Origin of the sequence: Neobacillus sp. WH10 (assembly GCF_030123405.1) — a bacterium.
GTDB lineage: Bacteria > Bacillota > Bacilli > Bacillales > Cytobacillaceae > Neobacillus.
Genome location: NZ_CP126110.1, coordinates 4,444,482 through 4,460,806 on the forward strand (window position 1 = coordinate 4,444,482; position 16,325 = coordinate 4,460,806).

Sequence of the window (16,325 nt, forward strand, 5' to 3'; positions counted from 1 at the left end):
TTATAGCAACAAAAAACATTTCACACCAATGAATTACTCCGAGAAGATCCGCTTATTTTAACACTTTAATTTTTTTAATGATAACATCCGTTTCAGGTTTGTCCTGTGCCCCCACTGGCGTGTCTGCAATTTTATCAACAATATCCATACCTTCGATTACCTGGCCAAAAACTGTATGACGGTGATCGAGCCATGGTGTACCGCCGTTTTGATCATAGGCATCAATAATTTCCTTTGGGTAGCCAGCCTTTTCCATATCCGACTTCATCGATGGATCAAGAGATGTTTTTTGAACAATAAAAAATTGGCTGCCGTTCGTATTCGCTCCCGAATTTGCCATTGACAATGCGCCGCGAAGATTGAAAAGATTCTTTGAGAACTCATCTTCAAACGGCTTTCCCCAAATACTTTCGCCACCGGTTCCGTTGCCTTCCGGATCACCGCCCTGAATCATGAAATCTTTTATAACGCGATGAAAAATAAGACCATCATAATATCCATCTTCGCTATGCTTTACAAAGTTTTCAACAGCTTTTGGAGCATATTCAGGGAATAATTTGATCTTAATAGTTCCCATGGATGTTTCCATTTCCACTAGTTTTTCATTTTCTGAAACCTCAGTTGAAAGCTGTGGATAGACAGCATTTGCCACTTCTTTATCTCCTTTCTTCTGCTCTGTTTTTTGCGCATCAGTTTTTGTTTTCGATTGAGTGTCTTCTTTCTTCGAGCTTGTCCCACAAGCTGTCAATACTAAAACAATCGTCATTACTGTAAATAGTATTTTCAAATTCTTTCTCATATATAATCCCTCCATTTTTACACTTTAACCGAAATTTCATTTTTTTGCACTTTGTTTTTAATTTAGACTATTTCATTATAAAATGAAAGATAGAAAAAATTGCAGTAAGGAGTGGTTTTGGTGGCAGAATTACAGGTTGGTGAAGTTGTAACGGCGATTTATAAAACAGGGAAATATATTGGAGAAATAACTGAGATCCGCCCGCAGCATTATCTAGTCAGAGTTTTAGCGGTCATGAAACATCCTATGCAGGGGGATCTGCACAATCCAAAAGAAGCTGATGTGCTTATTTTTCATGAAAGACGAGCGCTCAGCTTGAGGGAGCAGGCCAATATACCCAAGCAAATGGTTAAACCATTTGAAAACGAAGTCCCAGATTATATGGAATCTCTAAAAGAAGCCGTTGCTAAAATGAAAAAAGAACTAGCTGAGATACCTTCACAATGGGCTGAGATGAGCATTAGATCGTTAGAATCATTGGAGAAGGATTATAAATTTTAAGCAGATATAAGGCCAAATCAATTTGAATGATTTGGCCTTTTATGCAAATTCATTTAGTAGCTTTGAAAAATCAACTCGATCGCCAATCGTCGTTGGTTTTGGTTTTTCCAAATAGCGTTTATCCTTTTCAACGAGTTTGAATATATTATAGGTAGTCATTGCGTCATCAAGTGCCCGATGATGCCGTCCCGTCCCTTCTTTGCCATATTCCTGTACAGCTTTCCATAAACCTGTTTGATTTTGATCACCAAAGAAACGTTTATATTCCATTGATAGATCTAATTCAGCACCATTAAAAGGAAAATCAGCCCCCGCCATTAAACAATTATGCCGCAGTACCTTCATATCCATGTTTCCCCAAGTAACAATTGTGGTTTCAACATTCTCTTTATTGAACTCCGCCAATTTTTTAATAAGTTCATAAATCGATAACCCATTGTCAACCTGCTGCTGTGAAATATGTAAAAATGATTTACAGCGGTCTGATAACTTAGGGAATTTTAATGGAGTAACATAGGATGAGAATTGCTCCGTAATCTGATCATCAACGACAGCTACAATTCCGACCTCAATAATTTCTGCGAAAAAGTCTTTAATACGAACATTTCGTTCAGGCATTGTGAACTCAAAATCAATGAATAAATATTGTCGCTTTAATCTCATCTTTTTCACCACCTTTTCTTTTCCTGCTTACTACCATTATATAAAGAAACCTGTACAAAAAATTGTGCTTTTTTTCTATTTTTTCGCCTATAAGAAAGGAATACTTTCCCTTCAGACATAAGTGCACTTAGGAAAATGTCGTGAGCAAAAGCCTCGAGGTGGAAAAGCTGTGATTTTCGACGAGCTCCCCCTCTATTTTCGCCCTTAGGGGCACGCCAATCAGCGAGCCTTCTATATATCTAACATTATAACACGATTTCTATGATAATTTTTTAAATTTTTGTGCAATTAATTTTAAAAGGGGGTGGAAAGATAGCCCACCCCCTTACAAAACCAATTTAATTCTTTAGTTTAATAACTGCCATTGTACATCTTGAAACACAGATGAGCCGGTCTTGCTCATCGGTAATTTTGATATCCCAAACCATTGTTGATTTTCCTTGATGCAGGACGGTTCCTACCGCGGTTACAACTCCTTCTGTTTTTGGACGAATATGGTTGGCGTTAATTTCTAATCCCGCAACACCCTCGGTTTCTTTATCCACCAATTCATAAGCGCCAACACTTGCAACAGTCTCTGCCAAAGCAACGGATGCCCCCCCGTGCAATAGGCCAAACGGCTGTTTTGTCCGTTTATCTACTGGCATCGTTGCAATGACTTTCCCTTTTTCTAATTGGGTAATCTCAATCCCCAGTGCCTCAATTAACGTATCTTTGATCATTTCCATTCCTCCGTTATGTATACAGTTCTTAACCTATTCTCCATTTGGAGTGATTTCCCCTTTATTTATCATATTTTTTACTGTCGGTTTCATGAAAAAAACAGCCGTTAGAGCTGTTTTTAACTTTATTGTTAATAGTAACCTGGATAACCCATTGGCGGGAAACCCACTGGGGGATAGCCTACTGGGGGATAGCCAAAACCAGGGTAACCGTAAAATGGCCGCGCTGCAAAAGAAGCACCTAATCCTCCTCCTATTAAACCGCCTAGAAAGCTAAGCCCACCTATCGCCAAGGGCAATCCGAGAAAACCAAATCTTTGATCCTGTACCGGGTACGGATTTCGATATTCATAAGGGTATTGATATGGGTACATGCCGCATTTCCTCCTTTTTTCTACGATACTTGCCTACACTATTTCATATGCGAAAAGGATGGGTTTGGAGTGGGCTTTATAATAAAGGAGGAATCCGCTCTACGTGCCTAGATATTTAAGTTTTCTTATATATTTAATAAGTAAGAAAAATAAAGAAAACCACCGAAAAATTCCGGTGGCCGTTATCTATTTACTTATTGGCTCAAACCGTTCAACAAACAATGCTAAAGTACGAGTCATGACCCCTGTAGCACCCTCTGGTCCAAGATCGTAGGCCCTTGACGATGTGGCTGTCCCCGCAATATCTAAATGGACCCATGGCGTCCCTTCAGCAAACTCACCGATAAAGGCACCGGCAACAAGGGCATGTCCTTCACTGCCTGGGGAATTATTCAAATCAGCGACTTTACTGTTTCTTACCCGCTCTTTTTCGGTTTCAAACAATGGCAAGAGCCACATTTGCTCCCCTGCTTCCACCGCTGCTTCAAGGACTTGTTCATATAATGTTTCATGGTTTGTCATTGCACCTGTAGTATGGAGACCGAGTGCTGTAATTACCCCGCCAGTTAAGGTCGCAATATCGACTAAATAATCAGCGCCATGATGTTTCGCATAGGTAACGGCATCAGCTAAAACCAGACGTCCTTCTGCATCCGTATTTAACACCTCAATGGTTTTACCGCTCATCGACGTAATCACGTCATCCGGCTTAAACGCGCCCCCGCTAATCATATTATCTGTTGATGGGATCACTGCGACCACGTTTTGCTCTGGCTTGGTTTCGCCAATGATTTCCATGGCACCGAGAACAGCTGCTGCCCCGCCCATATCCGTCTTCATGCCGACGATGCCGGCTTTTGTTTTAATGGAATAACCGCCGGTATCAAAGGTAATGCCTTTTCCTACTAGACCGATGACATCCTTCCACTCATCTTTTCCTTGATATTTCAGCACAATCATCTTTGGCGGCTCTACAGACCCTTGATTTACAGCAAGGAATGCTCCCATCCCCAGCTTTTCAATTTCCGTTTTATCGAGGATTTCTACCTCAAAATTATACTTTGCCGCCAACTCGGTAGCATATTTAGCCATTTCTGTAGCAGTAAGCAAGTTTCCTGGAATATTCACTAGTGTACGAGCAGAATTTGTCCCTTTTCCAAAAGCATAGCCAACTGATAGCGATGAATGAACATCTTCTCTATCGAAAGCTTCACTATAAACTGTAACATTGTCAAGTCTTTTTTCTGGCTCATTAGATTTTTGCCGATAGCCATCGAATTGGTAGGTTGAAAGCGCAAACGCTTCACTCAAAGCATGTGCTGCATCTAAACCATCCAATTCCTCAGTAATAAAAGAATCTAAATAAATTGCTGTTTCTTCAAGCTTACTTGCCTTCACTTCTTTAAAAAGCTTACCTAGTGACTCTCTTAATTTATCAAAGGATAATTCCTTTTCCTTGCCAAGACCAACAAACCAAATTCGTTTCGAGCCAATTTTTCTAAAGCTATGTACTTTACTGATACTTTTTAACTTTGCCGATAGATCACCCGATTTTACCAGCTCTGTTAGCTGTCCATCAAACTTTTCATCCAACGCGGCTAATGTTCCTGAGAATTTTTCCGGTTTATCAAAAAGTCCGATAATTAAGCCCTCATGTTCAATGGATAGATTCCATTCTTTTTTTACATGAAACATATTAACCCCACCTTCGTGTTATTCATCTATATTATATCGAAAAAGTCTATTTATTTCGACTATCTAATCATCTTCTAAGTACAGCAATAAATGAGGCAGCTTTGGCAATTCCCCAACTTGCTTAAACGGGAGCCGCTCGATGTTTTTTGGAAAAATTGCTAAGCATTCTTCAATAAAAGGATAGACTTTTTCTAAATCCAGCCCCCAGAACTTAGGACGGTATGCTTGCAAATAATCATGAGCAGTTTGCATCATGACACGTGCACCCTTGACATTACCGTACTCATAATGGTAGATTGCAACACTCATTTGCAATAAACCTTTTAAAAATAGATTATCCTTTTCCGTCATCCACATTTCTTCAAGTAAATCGTGACAAGTATAATAATCCCCTTCATTGAAGCTGACAAAGAATTCATAGTATTCGATTGGGTAGTCATTCAGCAAAAATGTGCCCTCCTCAAGCTAAATTTTGCTTCCTCCCTAATCCTACCATAATAAAAACAAGGCGATTAGAACTAAGATTCACCTAATTCAAAGTGAAAATGTATATTTTTCACTTTGAATTAATTTAACGGATTCATCTTAGCGGCGCTCCGCCACTTTCCATACGCAAAAAAAACAGGCACACTGCCTGCTTTTCTACCTTTTTTCTGAGCTAGTATACTGCTGACGAAATACCTGCAGTGATTTATCTTCATTCAATGCCTGCAATTGCTCCTCTGTGAGCTTCCCATTCCCATTTTGAATAACATAGACATCAACCTGCTTTTTCCCCCAGTGCTTATACACATCTTCAACACTATTATAATAAAGGTCTAATTTATTGCCTTTTATGGCTCCTCCCTTATCAGCAACCACCCCATATCCGTAACCAGGGATAAAGAGAATTGTTCCAATCGGAAAAACGGTTAAATCTGCTGCAACTGTAGAAAATAAATCTCGTTTCACTTTTACTCCTGAGTAGGTAATCCCGTATTCAGGATGGCCTTGATTTTTTCCTGTCGATTCAAAACCGGCTGTATAACCTGTAGCTGTAACTGTATGTTTAGGGTATTTAGACCAATCAAAAGCCTCCTCTAATGGTGGGGTCGTACCAGAAACAGTTTTACTTGATGAGATTTTTGACGTAAATTGAATGAAAAAAGATTTTGCATTTACGCCGGATATGGATTGGAATGTCGCTCCTAATGCCAAAAAGAAAAGGCAGGTCATAGCAATGCGCTTAGTCCAATTTTTCATTTTATTCATTGAATTTTTCACTCCTCCAAAAATATTCATTCCCAAAGTTCAAGGAATTATACAATGGAGGTAAAAAAAAAGACCTTTACCTTCAGGTAAAAGTCTTAAAACATTTGGTATCCGTTTTTCCGTAACAACTTAATTGTAAAACCAGCAGCAATTGCTCCAGCCAGTCCACTAATTAAAATAAGTATATCGGCAGTTGCTAATGAGCTGAACCTTTGCCCCAGGTCTATAAATGCCGCTTTACTATTTGTAAAATATTCACTAAAACTTACTTTATCTACGATAAAAATTGCCACAATAGGGTAAACTATTGCCATAACCCATGACATTCTTAGGAGCATATTCAGGATAAATCCAATACCAAAAAACAATACAAAAAATAGCACGATCGATATAATTAAAACAACGATGCTCATTTGCACCCGAAATTCCCCCTTTATACATCAACATTTAGTGTACTGAATGTCGAAAAAGGAGTCAATAAAAACAAATTAAAATAGAAAAGTTTGCCTTATTGGAGACAGTTTTCCTATAAATAATACTAGTTTTGTCTTCAATAGGCCTTATTAAAGACATTTTTCCAATAATTAGAGCCAGTTTTGTCTCCAATCGACCTTATTGGAGACAGTTTTTTCTATAATTCGAGCCAGTTTTGTCTTCAATAATGCTGCTTAAAATGGCCAAAAAAATAGCTCCTCGAAATTATTTCGAAGAAGCAGTGTGTATAAATATCCTATTCCTTTTTCTTACCCGTTCCACCGCAGCAGGAACAAGTTTCCGAGCCTCCAAGTACCAATTGAAAATATCCGTATCCAGAACAGTAATCACAGTTTTTTGTATCCACGCTCTTTATTGTCATTTCTATCATCCTCTCGAATTATTAACTTAATTTTCTGATAATATACCAAGGATTATAGAAAAAGGAAAGAGCTAAATTCCAGCAAATTCCGAAAAGAAAACGGATACATGTAAAGTTTTCTTTTATTTTCGAAGTGTTACTTTAATTTTCAAAAAATTACAAAAATAATTTATAAGCTGTATACTCAAACTGATCTCCAGGGTTTATGCCATCAATCCCTGGTTTAATTAATGAAGCATTTTGAGTAATCAAATAGTGTAAAAGAATGGACGCATCCTTTTCAACGAGCAGCTCCTCCGGCGCCATAAAGCGAGCATCGTAAAGCTCTTGTTCCTGATGAACGACATTCCCTTCCTCAATTGGCTCAAGTAAAAACAGGATCATATTATCGCTTATTTCTTCTTTAATGACACCCGTTCTTAACCCAATCAGCCCTTTAACTTTACAATCAATCCCGGTTTCTTCCTTAACTTCTCGAATAACAGCTTCATCGGCTGTCTCTCCCTCTTCTACAAAGCCCGCAGGCAATGACCATTGACCCTTTAAGCCGCCATATCTTTTCTTCACGACAAGCCAATGACCATCACTTGACTTTACTAAGCCAGAAACAGCTAACCAAACATTCCCTCGCTTTTCACGATTGCTCAATCCAAACACCCCTTTATCATCATAACAAAAAAAGACAGAGAAACCCTGTCTTTTTAGTGAATCGTATATCTTAGAATACCTTAAGTTTACCTTTTTTCATAACAAGACCTGCGCCGCCAATCATATAAAGGGCACGATTGTCGATAACCTTTTTCATAAATGCTGCCTTAGTACCTGTAATCTTTTTCCCAAATACAACACCAATAGCATCATCTTCACCAAGTGAGCAAACCGTTCCTTTATTATCAAATGTAAAGGATTCAAGCTCTGTCTTGTTGCGTACTAATGCAGCGATGTTACGAGCGGCAAGCTCACCTTGCTGCATGGATATTTGCGCTGTAGGAGGATAAGGACGATTGATTTCTTCATTAATAACTAATGAACTGTCGCCAATGATGAAGACATCATCAAATCCAGGAACACGAAGGTCAGGCTGCACCTTTACACGGCCGCGCATTGCTTCAAATCCGGACTTTTCAATAATCGCATTACCACGAACACCAGCTGCCCAAACAACCGTTTCAGCCTTAATTTCATATGGTTCTTCGTCGCCTTTTCCGACAATGATTCCGTCAGAATTAGCTTCCTTAATAGCAGTACCAATTAGAAACTCTACGCCTTTACGCTCAAGCTGTGAAACTGCATAGTTAACTAATTCTGGGTCAAAACCAGGTAGTACAGTTGGAGCTGCTTCGACACAAGTAATTTTTACTTTATGGAAATCAACATCATACTCATGGCATAATTCCGGAATTCGGTTCGTTAATTCTCCAAGGAATTCAATACCGGTAAATCCTGCTCCACCAACAACAATGGATAAACGATTATCGTTCTTTTCTTCTTCCATATTATAAGTGGCAAATTGGTATTCAATATGCTCACGCAATTGACGGGAAGAATTAACATTAGTAATACCAAATGCGTATTCTTTTAACCCTTTAATGCCGAACGTTTCTGGTTCACCGCCAAGAGCGATCACAAGGTAGTCATAATCGACTTCCCCTTTTTCTAAAATAACTTTCTTATCGTCTTTATTAATCTCAACTACAGTATCTTGAACAAAATCAACCTTGCTGCGATCGATTACATTACTAATATCATAGCGGACCTTATCATGATGTAGTGTACCAGCTGATGCCTCATGTAGCCATGTTGTTTCGTAATGGTAGTCATTTTTATTCACTAATACAATATCCGCTTCATTTACACCAATTAACTTTTGCAAGCGAACTGTTGTTAGAAGTCCGCCATAACCTGCACCGAGAATAACAATTTTAGGCTTTCTCAAAGTGATCACTTCCACCTTTTTAGTATTTTTGAATAAATCTTCTTTTTCTTATCTTCCACTGCTTTATTCATTTTTATTTTTCATTGCTAAAAAATGTATGTGATATAATTCACGAATCAAGATAAAGAAAAAGAACTGAATCGTAAGCACAAAGGAATGACAGAGATTTAGTAGATTTAGTAAATTTATCAGAGAAAGATGTTAGAACTTCCCAATCATTCATAAAAATGTGCTTTTTTTGTCACAAAACCTTAACAATATATCCACATTACATACTATGCTACTTCCACTCTATTTTCAAGCGATTTTTAGAATTTATTTAACTTAAGAATATTAAAAATTTTACATTTTTATTACAATCAGCAATTGACCAGTCAGATAATATGACATAAAGTTGTGAGGATTTTTTTATTTTGTGATATTATAATGAGTGGAGTTTGTTACTATTAGTTGGGGGGATTCGGAGTGCAAGAAAATCAAAAAGTTTATGACATTACGATCATCGGTGGCGGTCCTGCCGGTCTATTTACTGCCTTTTACGGAGGAATGAGACAAGCATCAGTGAAAATCATTGAAAGCTTGCCACAGCTAGGCGGTCAATTGTCAGCCCTTTATCCGGAAAAATACATTTACGATGTTGCCGGTTTCCCAAAAATTCGCGCACAAGAATTGATAAATAATTTAAAAGAACAGATGGCTAAATTCGAACCGACTGTTGCTCTTGAGCAATCTGTTGAAAAGTTGGAAAAGCAAGAAGATGGTATTTTTAAATTAACAACAAATAAGGAAGTCCACTATTCCAAAACAATTATTATTACTGCCGGAAATGGTGCTTTCCAACCGCGTCGCTTAGAGCTTGAAAGTGCTGTACAGTATGAAAAGAAAAATCTTCATTATTTCATTGAAGACTTGAATCAATTTGCTGGTCAAAAAGTGGTTGTGTTTGGCGGCGGGGATTCTGCGGTCGACTGGGCAATGATGCTCGAGCCAATTGCAGAAAAAGTAACCATTGTTCATCGCAGAGATAAATTCCGTGCCCATGAACATAGTGTAGAAAACTTGTATAATTCCAAAGTCGATGTAAAGACTCCTTATGTTCCTGCTGAATTAATCGGGGACGAAAACGGAATTTCGCAAGTTGTTCTCGAAACGGTAAATGGTGAAGAAAAAGAAACGATTGATGTGGATGCCGTCATCTGTAATTATGGATTTGTTTCATCACTTGGACCAATTAAAGAATGGGGTCTGGAAATCGAAAAGAACTCCATCGTTGTTAATTCAAAAATGGAAACGAATACACCAGGAATTTATGCAGCGGGCGATATTTGCACATACGAAGGTAAAGTAAAATTAATTGCCTGCGGATTTGGTGAAGCACCGACTGCCGTGAACAACGCTAAGTCCTACATCGATCCAAAAGCAAAAGTACAGCCTTTACACAGTTCTTCGATGTTTAATAAATAAGAAAAGCGGAAGCACTCGTTTTTCGCGTATCGACTAAAGCACTTTGACTTATCGTAGAGAAAAGGACGAAGTACATTAGCCGCTGGGTACTTGGAGCTAGACCGTTTTCGAAGTTCAGAAATATAGTATCTTTATTTAAAAAGAAAGGCGTCCAATTAAATTGGGCGCCTTTCTTTTTAAATAATTAACATTCCTCCGGTTTACCAGCTTCCGTTGCCGTTCGGAATGATGACCCGCAGCCGCAGGAAGCAATGGCGTTCGGATTATCAATGGTAAATCCGCCGCCCATCATTGACTCTTTATAATCAATTTTTGTACCTTGAAGAATAGATGCACTCTCTTTATCAACTAGCAATTGGATCCCGTGCTGCTCGGACTGTAGGTCATCCTCGTTTACCTCGTGATCAAAGCCCATGCCGTAAGATAGGCCGCTGCAGCCGCCGCCTTTTACGGTAACCCGTAAAAAAGCACGCTCTTCTTCATTATGCTTCATCATATCTTTAATGTGTAATGAAGCTGCTTCTGTTAAAATAACTACTTCTTTGCTCATTATTTTCCCCCCTTTTTCTGAGGTATTAATTATAGTATATACACTTGAAATCAAGGACTCAAATGTTTAGATTCTTATTCTTATTATTATCATATGATGCTTATATAAAAAGGGAGCGACGTGCTCCCTTTCATTAAAACATTGGATTCTCATCGAGATACTGGTAAATGTTATCAACCAGCTCATCAGGTGTGCTTCCTGTTACGACTTCTCCATTAACAAGAGCATATAGAGTCATGGCACATTTTCCGCAGTAGCCGAGGCAACCATATTCAATAATATCCAAGTTAGGATCTCTTTGTAGTTTTTCAAGTGCCTTTTGAGCACCGTTTGCTAGGTTGCTAATACAAAATTCAATGATAGGTTTAAACATTACTTTCACCTCTCCATACTTAATTTATCCTACTCTATTTAGCAGACCGCGTCAATTACCATGTTTATAGCATTTGTGTCAAGAATAATATCTAAAATGTTGTTATTTTGACACATTTTAGATATACTCTTATGTGGTTATAGAAACAGAATATTATCTTAATATATTTAACATTTTTATATGAAAACGATTTAAAACAAAGGGGAAATTTGAAAATGAAAAACCTTGTCATTCTTGGTGGGGGTTATGGAGGAATGAAGATTTTGAACGAACTTCTTCCCAACCATTTACCGGAAGACGTGACGATTACTCTAGTCGACCGTGTTCCATACCACTGCTTAAAAACGGAGTATTACGCATTAGCCGCAGGAACCATTTCTGATAAAGAAGTACGTGTTGCTTTTCCCGAACATCCTTGTTTAGAGGTAAAATATGGGGAAGTAACTGGCATCGATACAAATGATCGAAAAATAAAAATGAAAGATGCTGAACCACTTGCCTATGATGACCTGATTATTGGGCTTGGCTGTGAAGACAAATATCATGATGTACAAGGAGCGGATCTGTTCACTTACAGTATTCAAAACATTGAAAAAGCACGCCACACCTACTCAGTCCTAAATAACCTTGGCCCTGGTTCTGTTGTAGGGATTGTCGGTGCTGGTTTAAGCGGGGTAGAATTAGCTAGCGAATTAAGTGAAAGTCGTGAAGATTTGAACATTAAATTATTTGATCGTGGTAAACATATTCTTTCAGCTTTCCCGGAACGCTTAAGTAAATATGTTGAAAATTGGTTTGTAAGAAATAATGTTGAGATTATCAACAATTCCAATATCACCAAGGTGGAAGAAAATCGGTTATATAATCATGATGAACCTATTGATTGTGATGTAATCGTTTGGACAGCTGGAATTCAAGCCAATGAAATTGTCCGCAATATGGACGGGGAAAAAGACCGCATGGGAAGGATGATCGTAACTCCTCACCATCACCTGCCAACTGATGAACATGTTTTTATTGTCGGGGACTGTGCAAGTTCACCGCATGCCCCTAGTGCACAACTAGCAGAAGGACAAGCGGAACAAATCGTGGAAGTATTAAAGAAGCGCTGGAATGGTGAAGAATTACCTGCTACATTCCCACCAATTAAATTAAAAGGCATTCTTGGCTCTCTTGGAAAAAAACAAGGCTTTGGGATGATGGCAGACCGTGCCATCACCGGACGCGTCGCCCGATTATTAAAATCGGGGATTCTGTGGATGTATAAGTTTCACAATGGATGATAAAAAGAAGGATTCTTATTTAACTGAAGGGATTCCGTTTTTAAGTGCAAAACAGTTAAATGACATAAAAAATGGCGTGCTAAAACTGCTTTCAGTTTTAGCACGTTATTTTTTAATATTCATAAGGACTAAATGATAATCAAATTAAGGTTTCTCCTAATTTCAACTAAAGCACCTGATCTTACGAAAAAAACGCCGATAATGACAGCTGATTATTATGTGGAATTGCCTGTTGATAGTCCGAATGCGAAGCTTATTCGGACAGGATACACAGAATATTGCCTTGTCTTGTCCGAATGCGAAGCTTATTCGGACAGGATACGCAGAATATTGCCTCGTCTTGTCCGAATGCGTGCCTTATTCGGACAGGACACGCAGAATATTGCCTTGTCTTGTCCGAATGCGAAGCTTATTCGGACAGGATACGCAGAATATTGCCTTGTCTTGTCCGAATGCAAGCCTTATTCGGACAGGATACGCAGAATATTGCCTTGTCTTGTCCGAATGCAAGCCTTATTCGGACAGGATACGTAGAATATTGCCTTGTCTTGTCCGAATGCAAGCCTTATTCGGACAGGATACGCAGAATATTGCCTTGTCTTGTCCGAATGCAAGGCTTATTCGGACAGGACAAGAAGGAATTATAGTATCACAGTTGGTATTAATGGCTGATAATATATCAGTCTTATTGATTGGAAAATTGACAACATTTTTTTACTGTACAACAAGTATTGTCATTGTAAAAAAAGTGTGTCATACCAATGAGCCTGAAAAAATTGGAATATCCCTTTGCTTAAAAAAATAGCGTGAGTCAATTCTCACGCTATTTTATGTATCATTTAATACTTATGCATCCGAAAACGGAACCCTTCACTATTTAACAGAATGCTTCTTCTTTTTAAATAGCTTTATATCCATATTTCTCAAGTTCTGTAAAAATGGTCTTTAAACGCGGGTTCCCTTCGCCAACGATCTTTTCATTAATGACGACAACCGGATAAAACATGTCCTCTTCAATTACTCTTTTGGCGAATATTAGTTTTTCATCTTCCCCAGAGGGCTGGTAAATATCAACGTAAGTCATTTTAACGGGCTGGTCTGGAAACTTTCTAGCAATAGCCGCTTCCAGCCATTCAAAAGTTTCTTTAGAGGAAGGTAAATTCACACAGCTTGGACATAAGGTTTGTGCACCATAAAGAACAATTTCCACTTCATTCGTATTCATAAAACCATTCCTGTCTTTTTTCTTTTATTTTACTTTATTTATAAGATAAAAACGACGAAATTGTCTTTAAATGTGGCTTTTCCTAATTTATGAGAATGGATTTTTAACGCGGATGACATTATAATATAGTTAGGAAAGGAGTCGATTATCATGGAAGAACAACAAATGTTTGAGCAAGTTCAAGAAGTATTAGATAAATTACGTCCATTTCTTCTTCGCGATGGCGGGGATTGCGAATTAGTAGATGTAGAAGATGGTATTGTTAAGCTCCGCTTGCTAGGTGCGTGCGGCAGCTGCCCAAGTTCCACCATCACATTAAAAGCAGGTATCGAAAGAGCCCTTTTAGAAGAAGTTCCAGGTGTTGTAGAAGTAGAACAAGTATTTTAATGAATGAGGAAGCGATTGCTGATGTCGGCAATCGCTTATTTTATGTGGTCAAGCCTTCACTAAGGGCATCCAATCTTTATTCACCAGCGTCTTTGGAGGTTTTCCTTCTATAATTGCTTCGATATTTTCAATACATAACTGCATCATCGCCACTCTCGTTTCGATACTAGAGCTGCCGATATGCGGCAGGGCAACGACATTGGCCAGCTTAAGTAACGGGTGCTCGGCATTGATTGGTTCTTTTTCAAAAACATCTAGCCCTGCACCAGCAATGTCCCCTGCAACAAGCGCCTCATACAATGCTTGTTCATCGACAACAGGCCCTCTAGAAGCATTAATGAAAATTGCAGACTGTTTCATTTTTTTAAAAACCTCACGGGTAAACATGCTCATTGTTTCGGCAGTAAGCGGAGTTAGACAAACTATATAATCGGATTTTTCCACGAGCTCATCAAAAGACACATATACAGCACTCAGCTGCTGCTCGATCTCAGGTTTTCTTGAACGGTTATGATATAGAATGTTCATATCAAAACCAGTTGCTCGTTTGGCAACAGTTTCGCCGATTTTCCCCATTCCCACAATACCAAGGGTTTTATGGTGAATATCCTGACCTGCTAAAAGTAAGGGGCTCCAGCTTACCCATTTTCCCTCTTTCACAAACTCTGCAGCTTCGACAATCCTGCGAGCGGTTGCCATAAGCAAACCGAAAGTTAAATCTGCTGTTGTGTCCGTTAAAACATCGGGCGTATTACAAACAGCAATTCCCTCTCTGCTAGCGGACTTTATGTCAATATTATCAAATCCCACTGCTAGGTTTGCCACAACCTTTAAATTGTTTCCTGCAGCAAAAATACTTTCATCGATGGAATCCGATAGAACTGTCAGCAGCGCATCCGCTTTTTTTGATTCTAACAATAAAACCTCTTTTGGGACGGGAATATCTTCATGCTCCCACATGTTCACTTCATATTTTTGCTGTAGTGGTTTCAATATTTCTTCCGGAAGCTTCCGGGTAATATAAACGTAAGGCTTCATCCTATGTCACTTCCTTAGCTGTTTTCAATTATTTTACCATATGTTTTTTACCACCATCCTCTAAAAATTTCGAAAAAACGCTGACTTATTGAAAAAGCCACTCCAGTTGTGGAAGGTTCATTCGGTTAATCGGTGCTCCCGACATTTGAAAGAATCCAGCCAAAAATCGTTCATATTCACTTGATTGTCTTAATATTTTCCTAAGTCTGTCTTCTAACACCTTCTTGTCCTGTTCAGAGCGCGTTATATAATAACTCTCAATACAATCAAAATAGTGCAGTGGAAAGATTAACCGTGAATATAGTAAACGCCAGGAAAAGGAAGACAATGGAGCAATGCTTTGGTATTCACTAAAAAACTGCCTTAATTCTACATCATAAGTCTGGATATTACGAAAATACCTCTCCCTTGTCCACTCAGCCAGATCGCGGCTTCTATGGTCAAACACCCAGTCAAACGGATTTTTAATCATGTAATGGCTATGAGGTCCCCATGTTTTATTGTTAAAACGTTCATGACAAACCGTTCCGCTATCTGTTTCTAATGCTTCATCATCAAGTTCGGTATCGACTAAATATTGAATCGCATTCTCCGTTAATCCAAGATAATAAGGAAAAGAATCGATAAACATTCGTTCAAACTCGTCTTCAGGAGTTTGAAAGAGAATACCATTCCAAACCTTTTCCATCTGTTCAAGTCGTTTTTCCCACAAGGACTTCCATTGCCCAGTCCTGCTTGATCGTTCTATTTGAAAAGGGACCATGCGGCCACGCTCATGGAATTTTGCCAGCTTCCGGCCTAATTTTATATTTCGCTGCTCTTCAATCTGCCGATTGGCTAACACACAATATTTATTTTGTTCCCACGTGGTAATTAATTGACCTTCCTTCGACGGTAAAAAGATGGGAACATTTTGATCCCCATAATTCCTTAAATGTTCGGCAATTTTTTCAAGTTCGGTAATATCTGCTTCTTCCTTGCCAGACGGATTAGAAATTATATAAAGCCAGCCATTTCCTCTCAGCGCATCATAGGCATCTAATTTTACATACTCCTTCACTGTGATTCCATATTGGTTTTCAAGCATTTTCTGAAGCATCTTTCCACCCCGTCTCCAAACCTCTTTTTAACTCATGTATATGTTTTAGTTTCAAAAACTTGTGGTCTTCGCTGATTTTTTAAGAATAAGAATAACGGAAAATTATAGA

General features: G+C 38.6%; 21 protein-coding genes. 5 read left to right on the forward strand and 16 right to left on the reverse strand.

The annotated features are described in order from the left end of the window. Nucleotides 1–52: 52 nt before the first annotated feature. The gene (locus tag QNH20_RS21760) at nt 53–799 is read right to left on the reverse strand and encodes a peptidylprolyl isomerase (RefSeq protein ID WP_283920024.1); all 747 of its coding nucleotides are present in this window, start codon (nt 797–799) and stop codon (nt 53–55) included. A 120-nt stretch (nt 800–919) separates the two neighbouring features. Between QNH20_RS21760 and kapB the strand changes: the two genes are divergently transcribed. Then, on the forward strand, nt 920–1,300 hold the full coding sequence (kapB, locus tag QNH20_RS21765; RefSeq protein WP_283920025.1) for a kinase-associated lipoprotein KapB: 381 nt from the start codon (nt 920–922) through the stop codon (nt 1,298–1,300). 39 nt (nt 1,301–1,339) lie between these two features. On the opposite strand, the gene kapD is transcribed toward kapB, so the two are convergent. From kapD to QNH20_RS21815, 10 genes are all read right to left on the reverse strand, one after another. Beyond that, on the reverse strand, nt 1,340–1,963 hold the full coding sequence (gene kapD / locus QNH20_RS21770) for a 3'-5' exonuclease KapD (RefSeq protein WP_283920026.1): 624 nt from the start codon (nt 1,961–1,963) through the stop codon (nt 1,340–1,342). Nucleotides 1,964–2,301: 338 nt separating this feature from the next. Continuing rightward, on the reverse strand, nt 2,302–2,685 hold the full coding sequence (locus tag QNH20_RS21775) for a hotdog fold thioesterase (protein ID WP_481857994.1): 384 nt from the start codon (nt 2,683–2,685) through the stop codon (nt 2,302–2,304). 131 nt (nt 2,686–2,816) lie between these two features. Next, nucleotides 2,817–3,059, reverse strand: coding sequence for a hypothetical protein (locus QNH20_RS21780; protein ID WP_283920028.1), 243 nt, complete (start codon nt 3,057–3,059; stop codon nt 2,817–2,819). Nucleotides 3,060–3,245: 186 nt separating this feature from the next. Further along, nucleotides 3,246–4,754: a leucyl aminopeptidase gene (locus tag QNH20_RS21785; RefSeq protein WP_283920029.1), complete on the reverse strand. Its 1,509-nt coding sequence runs from the start codon at nt 4,752–4,754 to the stop codon at nt 3,246–3,248. Nucleotides 4,755–4,817: 63 nt separating this feature from the next. After that, on the reverse strand, nt 4,818–5,198 hold the full coding sequence (locus QNH20_RS21790; RefSeq protein WP_283923472.1) for a DUF309 domain-containing protein: 381 nt from the start codon (nt 5,196–5,198) through the stop codon (nt 4,818–4,820). Between the two features lie 198 nt (nt 5,199–5,396). After that, the gene (locus tag QNH20_RS21795; protein WP_283920030.1) at nt 5,397–6,005 is read right to left on the reverse strand and encodes a 3D domain-containing protein; all 609 of its coding nucleotides are present in this window, start codon (nt 6,003–6,005) and stop codon (nt 5,397–5,399) included. A gap of 95 nt (nt 6,006–6,100) precedes the next feature. Beyond that, nucleotides 6,101–6,424: a YuiB family protein gene (locus QNH20_RS21800; RefSeq protein ID WP_283920031.1), complete on the reverse strand. Its 324-nt coding sequence runs from the start codon at nt 6,422–6,424 to the stop codon at nt 6,101–6,103. A 311-nt stretch (nt 6,425–6,735) separates the two neighbouring features. Beyond that, nucleotides 6,736–6,861, reverse strand: coding sequence for a YuiA family protein (locus QNH20_RS21805; protein ID WP_283920032.1), 126 nt, complete (start codon nt 6,859–6,861; stop codon nt 6,736–6,738). 156 nt (nt 6,862–7,017) lie between these two features. Beyond that, on the reverse strand, nt 7,018–7,509 hold the full coding sequence (locus tag QNH20_RS21810) for an NUDIX domain-containing protein (protein ID WP_283920033.1): 492 nt from the start codon (nt 7,507–7,509) through the stop codon (nt 7,018–7,020). Between the two features lie 70 nt (nt 7,510–7,579). Further along, nucleotides 7,580–8,806 (reverse strand): NAD(P)/FAD-dependent oxidoreductase, encoded by a 1,227-nt coding sequence (locus QNH20_RS21815; protein ID WP_283920034.1) that lies wholly within the window; start codon nt 8,804–8,806, stop codon nt 7,580–7,582. 456 nt (nt 8,807–9,262) lie between these two features. Between QNH20_RS21815 and QNH20_RS21820 the strand changes: the two genes are divergently transcribed. Continuing rightward, on the forward strand, nt 9,263–10,261 hold the full coding sequence (locus QNH20_RS21820; RefSeq protein ID WP_283920035.1) for an NAD(P)/FAD-dependent oxidoreductase: 999 nt from the start codon (nt 9,263–9,265) through the stop codon (nt 10,259–10,261). A 184-nt stretch (nt 10,262–10,445) separates the two neighbouring features. Here the strand turns inward: QNH20_RS21820 and erpA are convergent, their stop codons facing one another. Both erpA and QNH20_RS21830 read right to left on the reverse strand, forming a co-directional pair. Further along, nucleotides 10,446–10,811 (reverse strand): iron-sulfur cluster insertion protein ErpA, encoded by a 366-nt coding sequence (gene erpA, locus QNH20_RS21825; RefSeq protein WP_283920036.1) that lies wholly within the window; start codon nt 10,809–10,811, stop codon nt 10,446–10,448. 133 nt (nt 10,812–10,944) lie between these two features. Continuing rightward, complete coding sequence (locus tag QNH20_RS21830; protein ID WP_283920037.1) at nt 10,945–11,184, reverse strand: YuzB family protein; 240 nt, start codon at nt 11,182–11,184, stop codon at nt 10,945–10,947. 215 nt (nt 11,185–11,399) lie between these two features. Between QNH20_RS21830 and QNH20_RS21835 the strand changes: the two genes are divergently transcribed. Beyond that, nucleotides 11,400–12,467 (forward strand): NAD(P)/FAD-dependent oxidoreductase, encoded by a 1,068-nt coding sequence (locus tag QNH20_RS21835; protein ID WP_283920038.1) that lies wholly within the window; start codon nt 11,400–11,402, stop codon nt 12,465–12,467. Between the two features lie 132 nt (nt 12,468–12,599). Next, entirely contained in the window at nt 12,600–13,001 is a 402-nt protein-coding gene (locus QNH20_RS21840) for a hypothetical protein (RefSeq protein WP_283920039.1), read from the forward strand. Between the two features lie 364 nt (nt 13,002–13,365). Here the strand turns inward: QNH20_RS21840 and QNH20_RS21845 are convergent, their stop codons facing one another. After that, nucleotides 13,366–13,692: a YuzD family protein gene (locus QNH20_RS21845; RefSeq protein WP_283920040.1), complete on the reverse strand. Its 327-nt coding sequence runs from the start codon at nt 13,690–13,692 to the stop codon at nt 13,366–13,368. A 150-nt stretch (nt 13,693–13,842) separates the two neighbouring features. Between QNH20_RS21845 and QNH20_RS21850 the strand changes: the two genes are divergently transcribed. Next, nucleotides 13,843–14,079, forward strand: coding sequence for a NifU family protein (locus QNH20_RS21850; protein WP_283920041.1), 237 nt, complete (start codon nt 13,843–13,845; stop codon nt 14,077–14,079). 48 nt (nt 14,080–14,127) lie between these two features. Here the strand turns inward: QNH20_RS21850 and QNH20_RS21855 are convergent, their stop codons facing one another. Together QNH20_RS21855 and yutH are read right to left on the reverse strand one after the other, a co-directional pair. Further along, nucleotides 14,128–15,117 carry a 2-hydroxyacid dehydrogenase gene (locus QNH20_RS21855; RefSeq protein WP_283920042.1) on the reverse strand — a complete coding sequence of 330 codons (990 nt, stop codon included), beginning with the start codon at nt 15,115–15,117 and terminating at the stop codon, nt 14,128–14,130. A gap of 85 nt (nt 15,118–15,202) precedes the next feature. Further along, nucleotides 15,203–16,216: a spore coat putative kinase YutH gene (yutH, locus tag QNH20_RS21860; RefSeq protein ID WP_283920043.1), complete on the reverse strand. Its 1,014-nt coding sequence runs from the start codon at nt 16,214–16,216 to the stop codon at nt 15,203–15,205. Nucleotides 16,217–16,325: the final 109 nt, after the last annotated feature.

Excerpts from the sequence above, each read along its gene's own strand:
- QNH20_RS21760 (WP_283920024.1), bottom strand. The coding sequence starts at position 799 with ATGAGAAAGAATTTGAAAATACTATTTACAGTAATGACGATTGTTTTA.
- kapD (WP_283920026.1), bottom strand. The coding sequence starts at position 1,963 with ATGAGATTAAAGCGACAATATTTATTCATTGATTTTGAGTTCACAATG.
- QNH20_RS21775 (WP_481857994.1), bottom strand. The coding sequence starts at position 2,685 with ATGATCAAAGATACGTTAATTGAGGCACTGGGGATTGAGATTACCCAA.
- QNH20_RS21780 (WP_283920028.1), bottom strand. The coding sequence starts at position 3,059 with ATGTACCCATATCAATACCCTTATGAATATCGAAATCCGTACCCGGTA.
- QNH20_RS21785 (WP_283920029.1), bottom strand. The coding sequence starts at position 4,754 with ATGTTTCATGTAAAAAAAGAATGGAATCTATCCATTGAACATGAGGGC.
- QNH20_RS21795 (WP_283920030.1), bottom strand. The coding sequence starts at position 6,005 with ATGAATAAAATGAAAAATTGGACTAAGCGCATTGCTATGACCTGCCTT.
- QNH20_RS21805 (WP_283920032.1), bottom strand. The coding sequence starts at position 6,861 with ATGACAATAAAGAGCGTGGATACAAAAAACTGTGATTACTGTTCTGGA.
- erpA (WP_283920036.1), bottom strand. The coding sequence starts at position 10,811 with ATGAGCAAAGAAGTAGTTATTTTAACAGAAGCAGCTTCATTACACATT.
- QNH20_RS21830 (WP_283920037.1), bottom strand. The coding sequence starts at position 11,184 with ATGTTTAAACCTATCATTGAATTTTGTATTAGCAACCTAGCAAACGGT.
- QNH20_RS21835 (WP_283920038.1), top strand. The coding sequence starts at position 11,400 with ATGAAAAACCTTGTCATTCTTGGTGGGGGTTATGGAGGAATGAAGATT.
- QNH20_RS21840 (WP_283920039.1), top strand. The coding sequence starts at position 12,600 with ATGATAATCAAATTAAGGTTTCTCCTAATTTCAACTAAAGCACCTGAT.
- QNH20_RS21845 (WP_283920040.1), bottom strand. The coding sequence starts at position 13,692 with ATGAATACGAATGAAGTGGAAATTGTTCTTTATGGTGCACAAACCTTA.
- QNH20_RS21850 (WP_283920041.1), top strand. The coding sequence starts at position 13,843 with ATGGAAGAACAACAAATGTTTGAGCAAGTTCAAGAAGTATTAGATAAA.
- QNH20_RS21855 (WP_283920042.1), bottom strand. The coding sequence starts at position 15,117 with ATGAAGCCTTACGTTTATATTACCCGGAAGCTTCCGGAAGAAATATTG.
- yutH (WP_283920043.1), bottom strand. The coding sequence starts at position 16,216 with ATGCTTCAGAAAATGCTTGAAAACCAATATGGAATCACAGTGAAGGAG.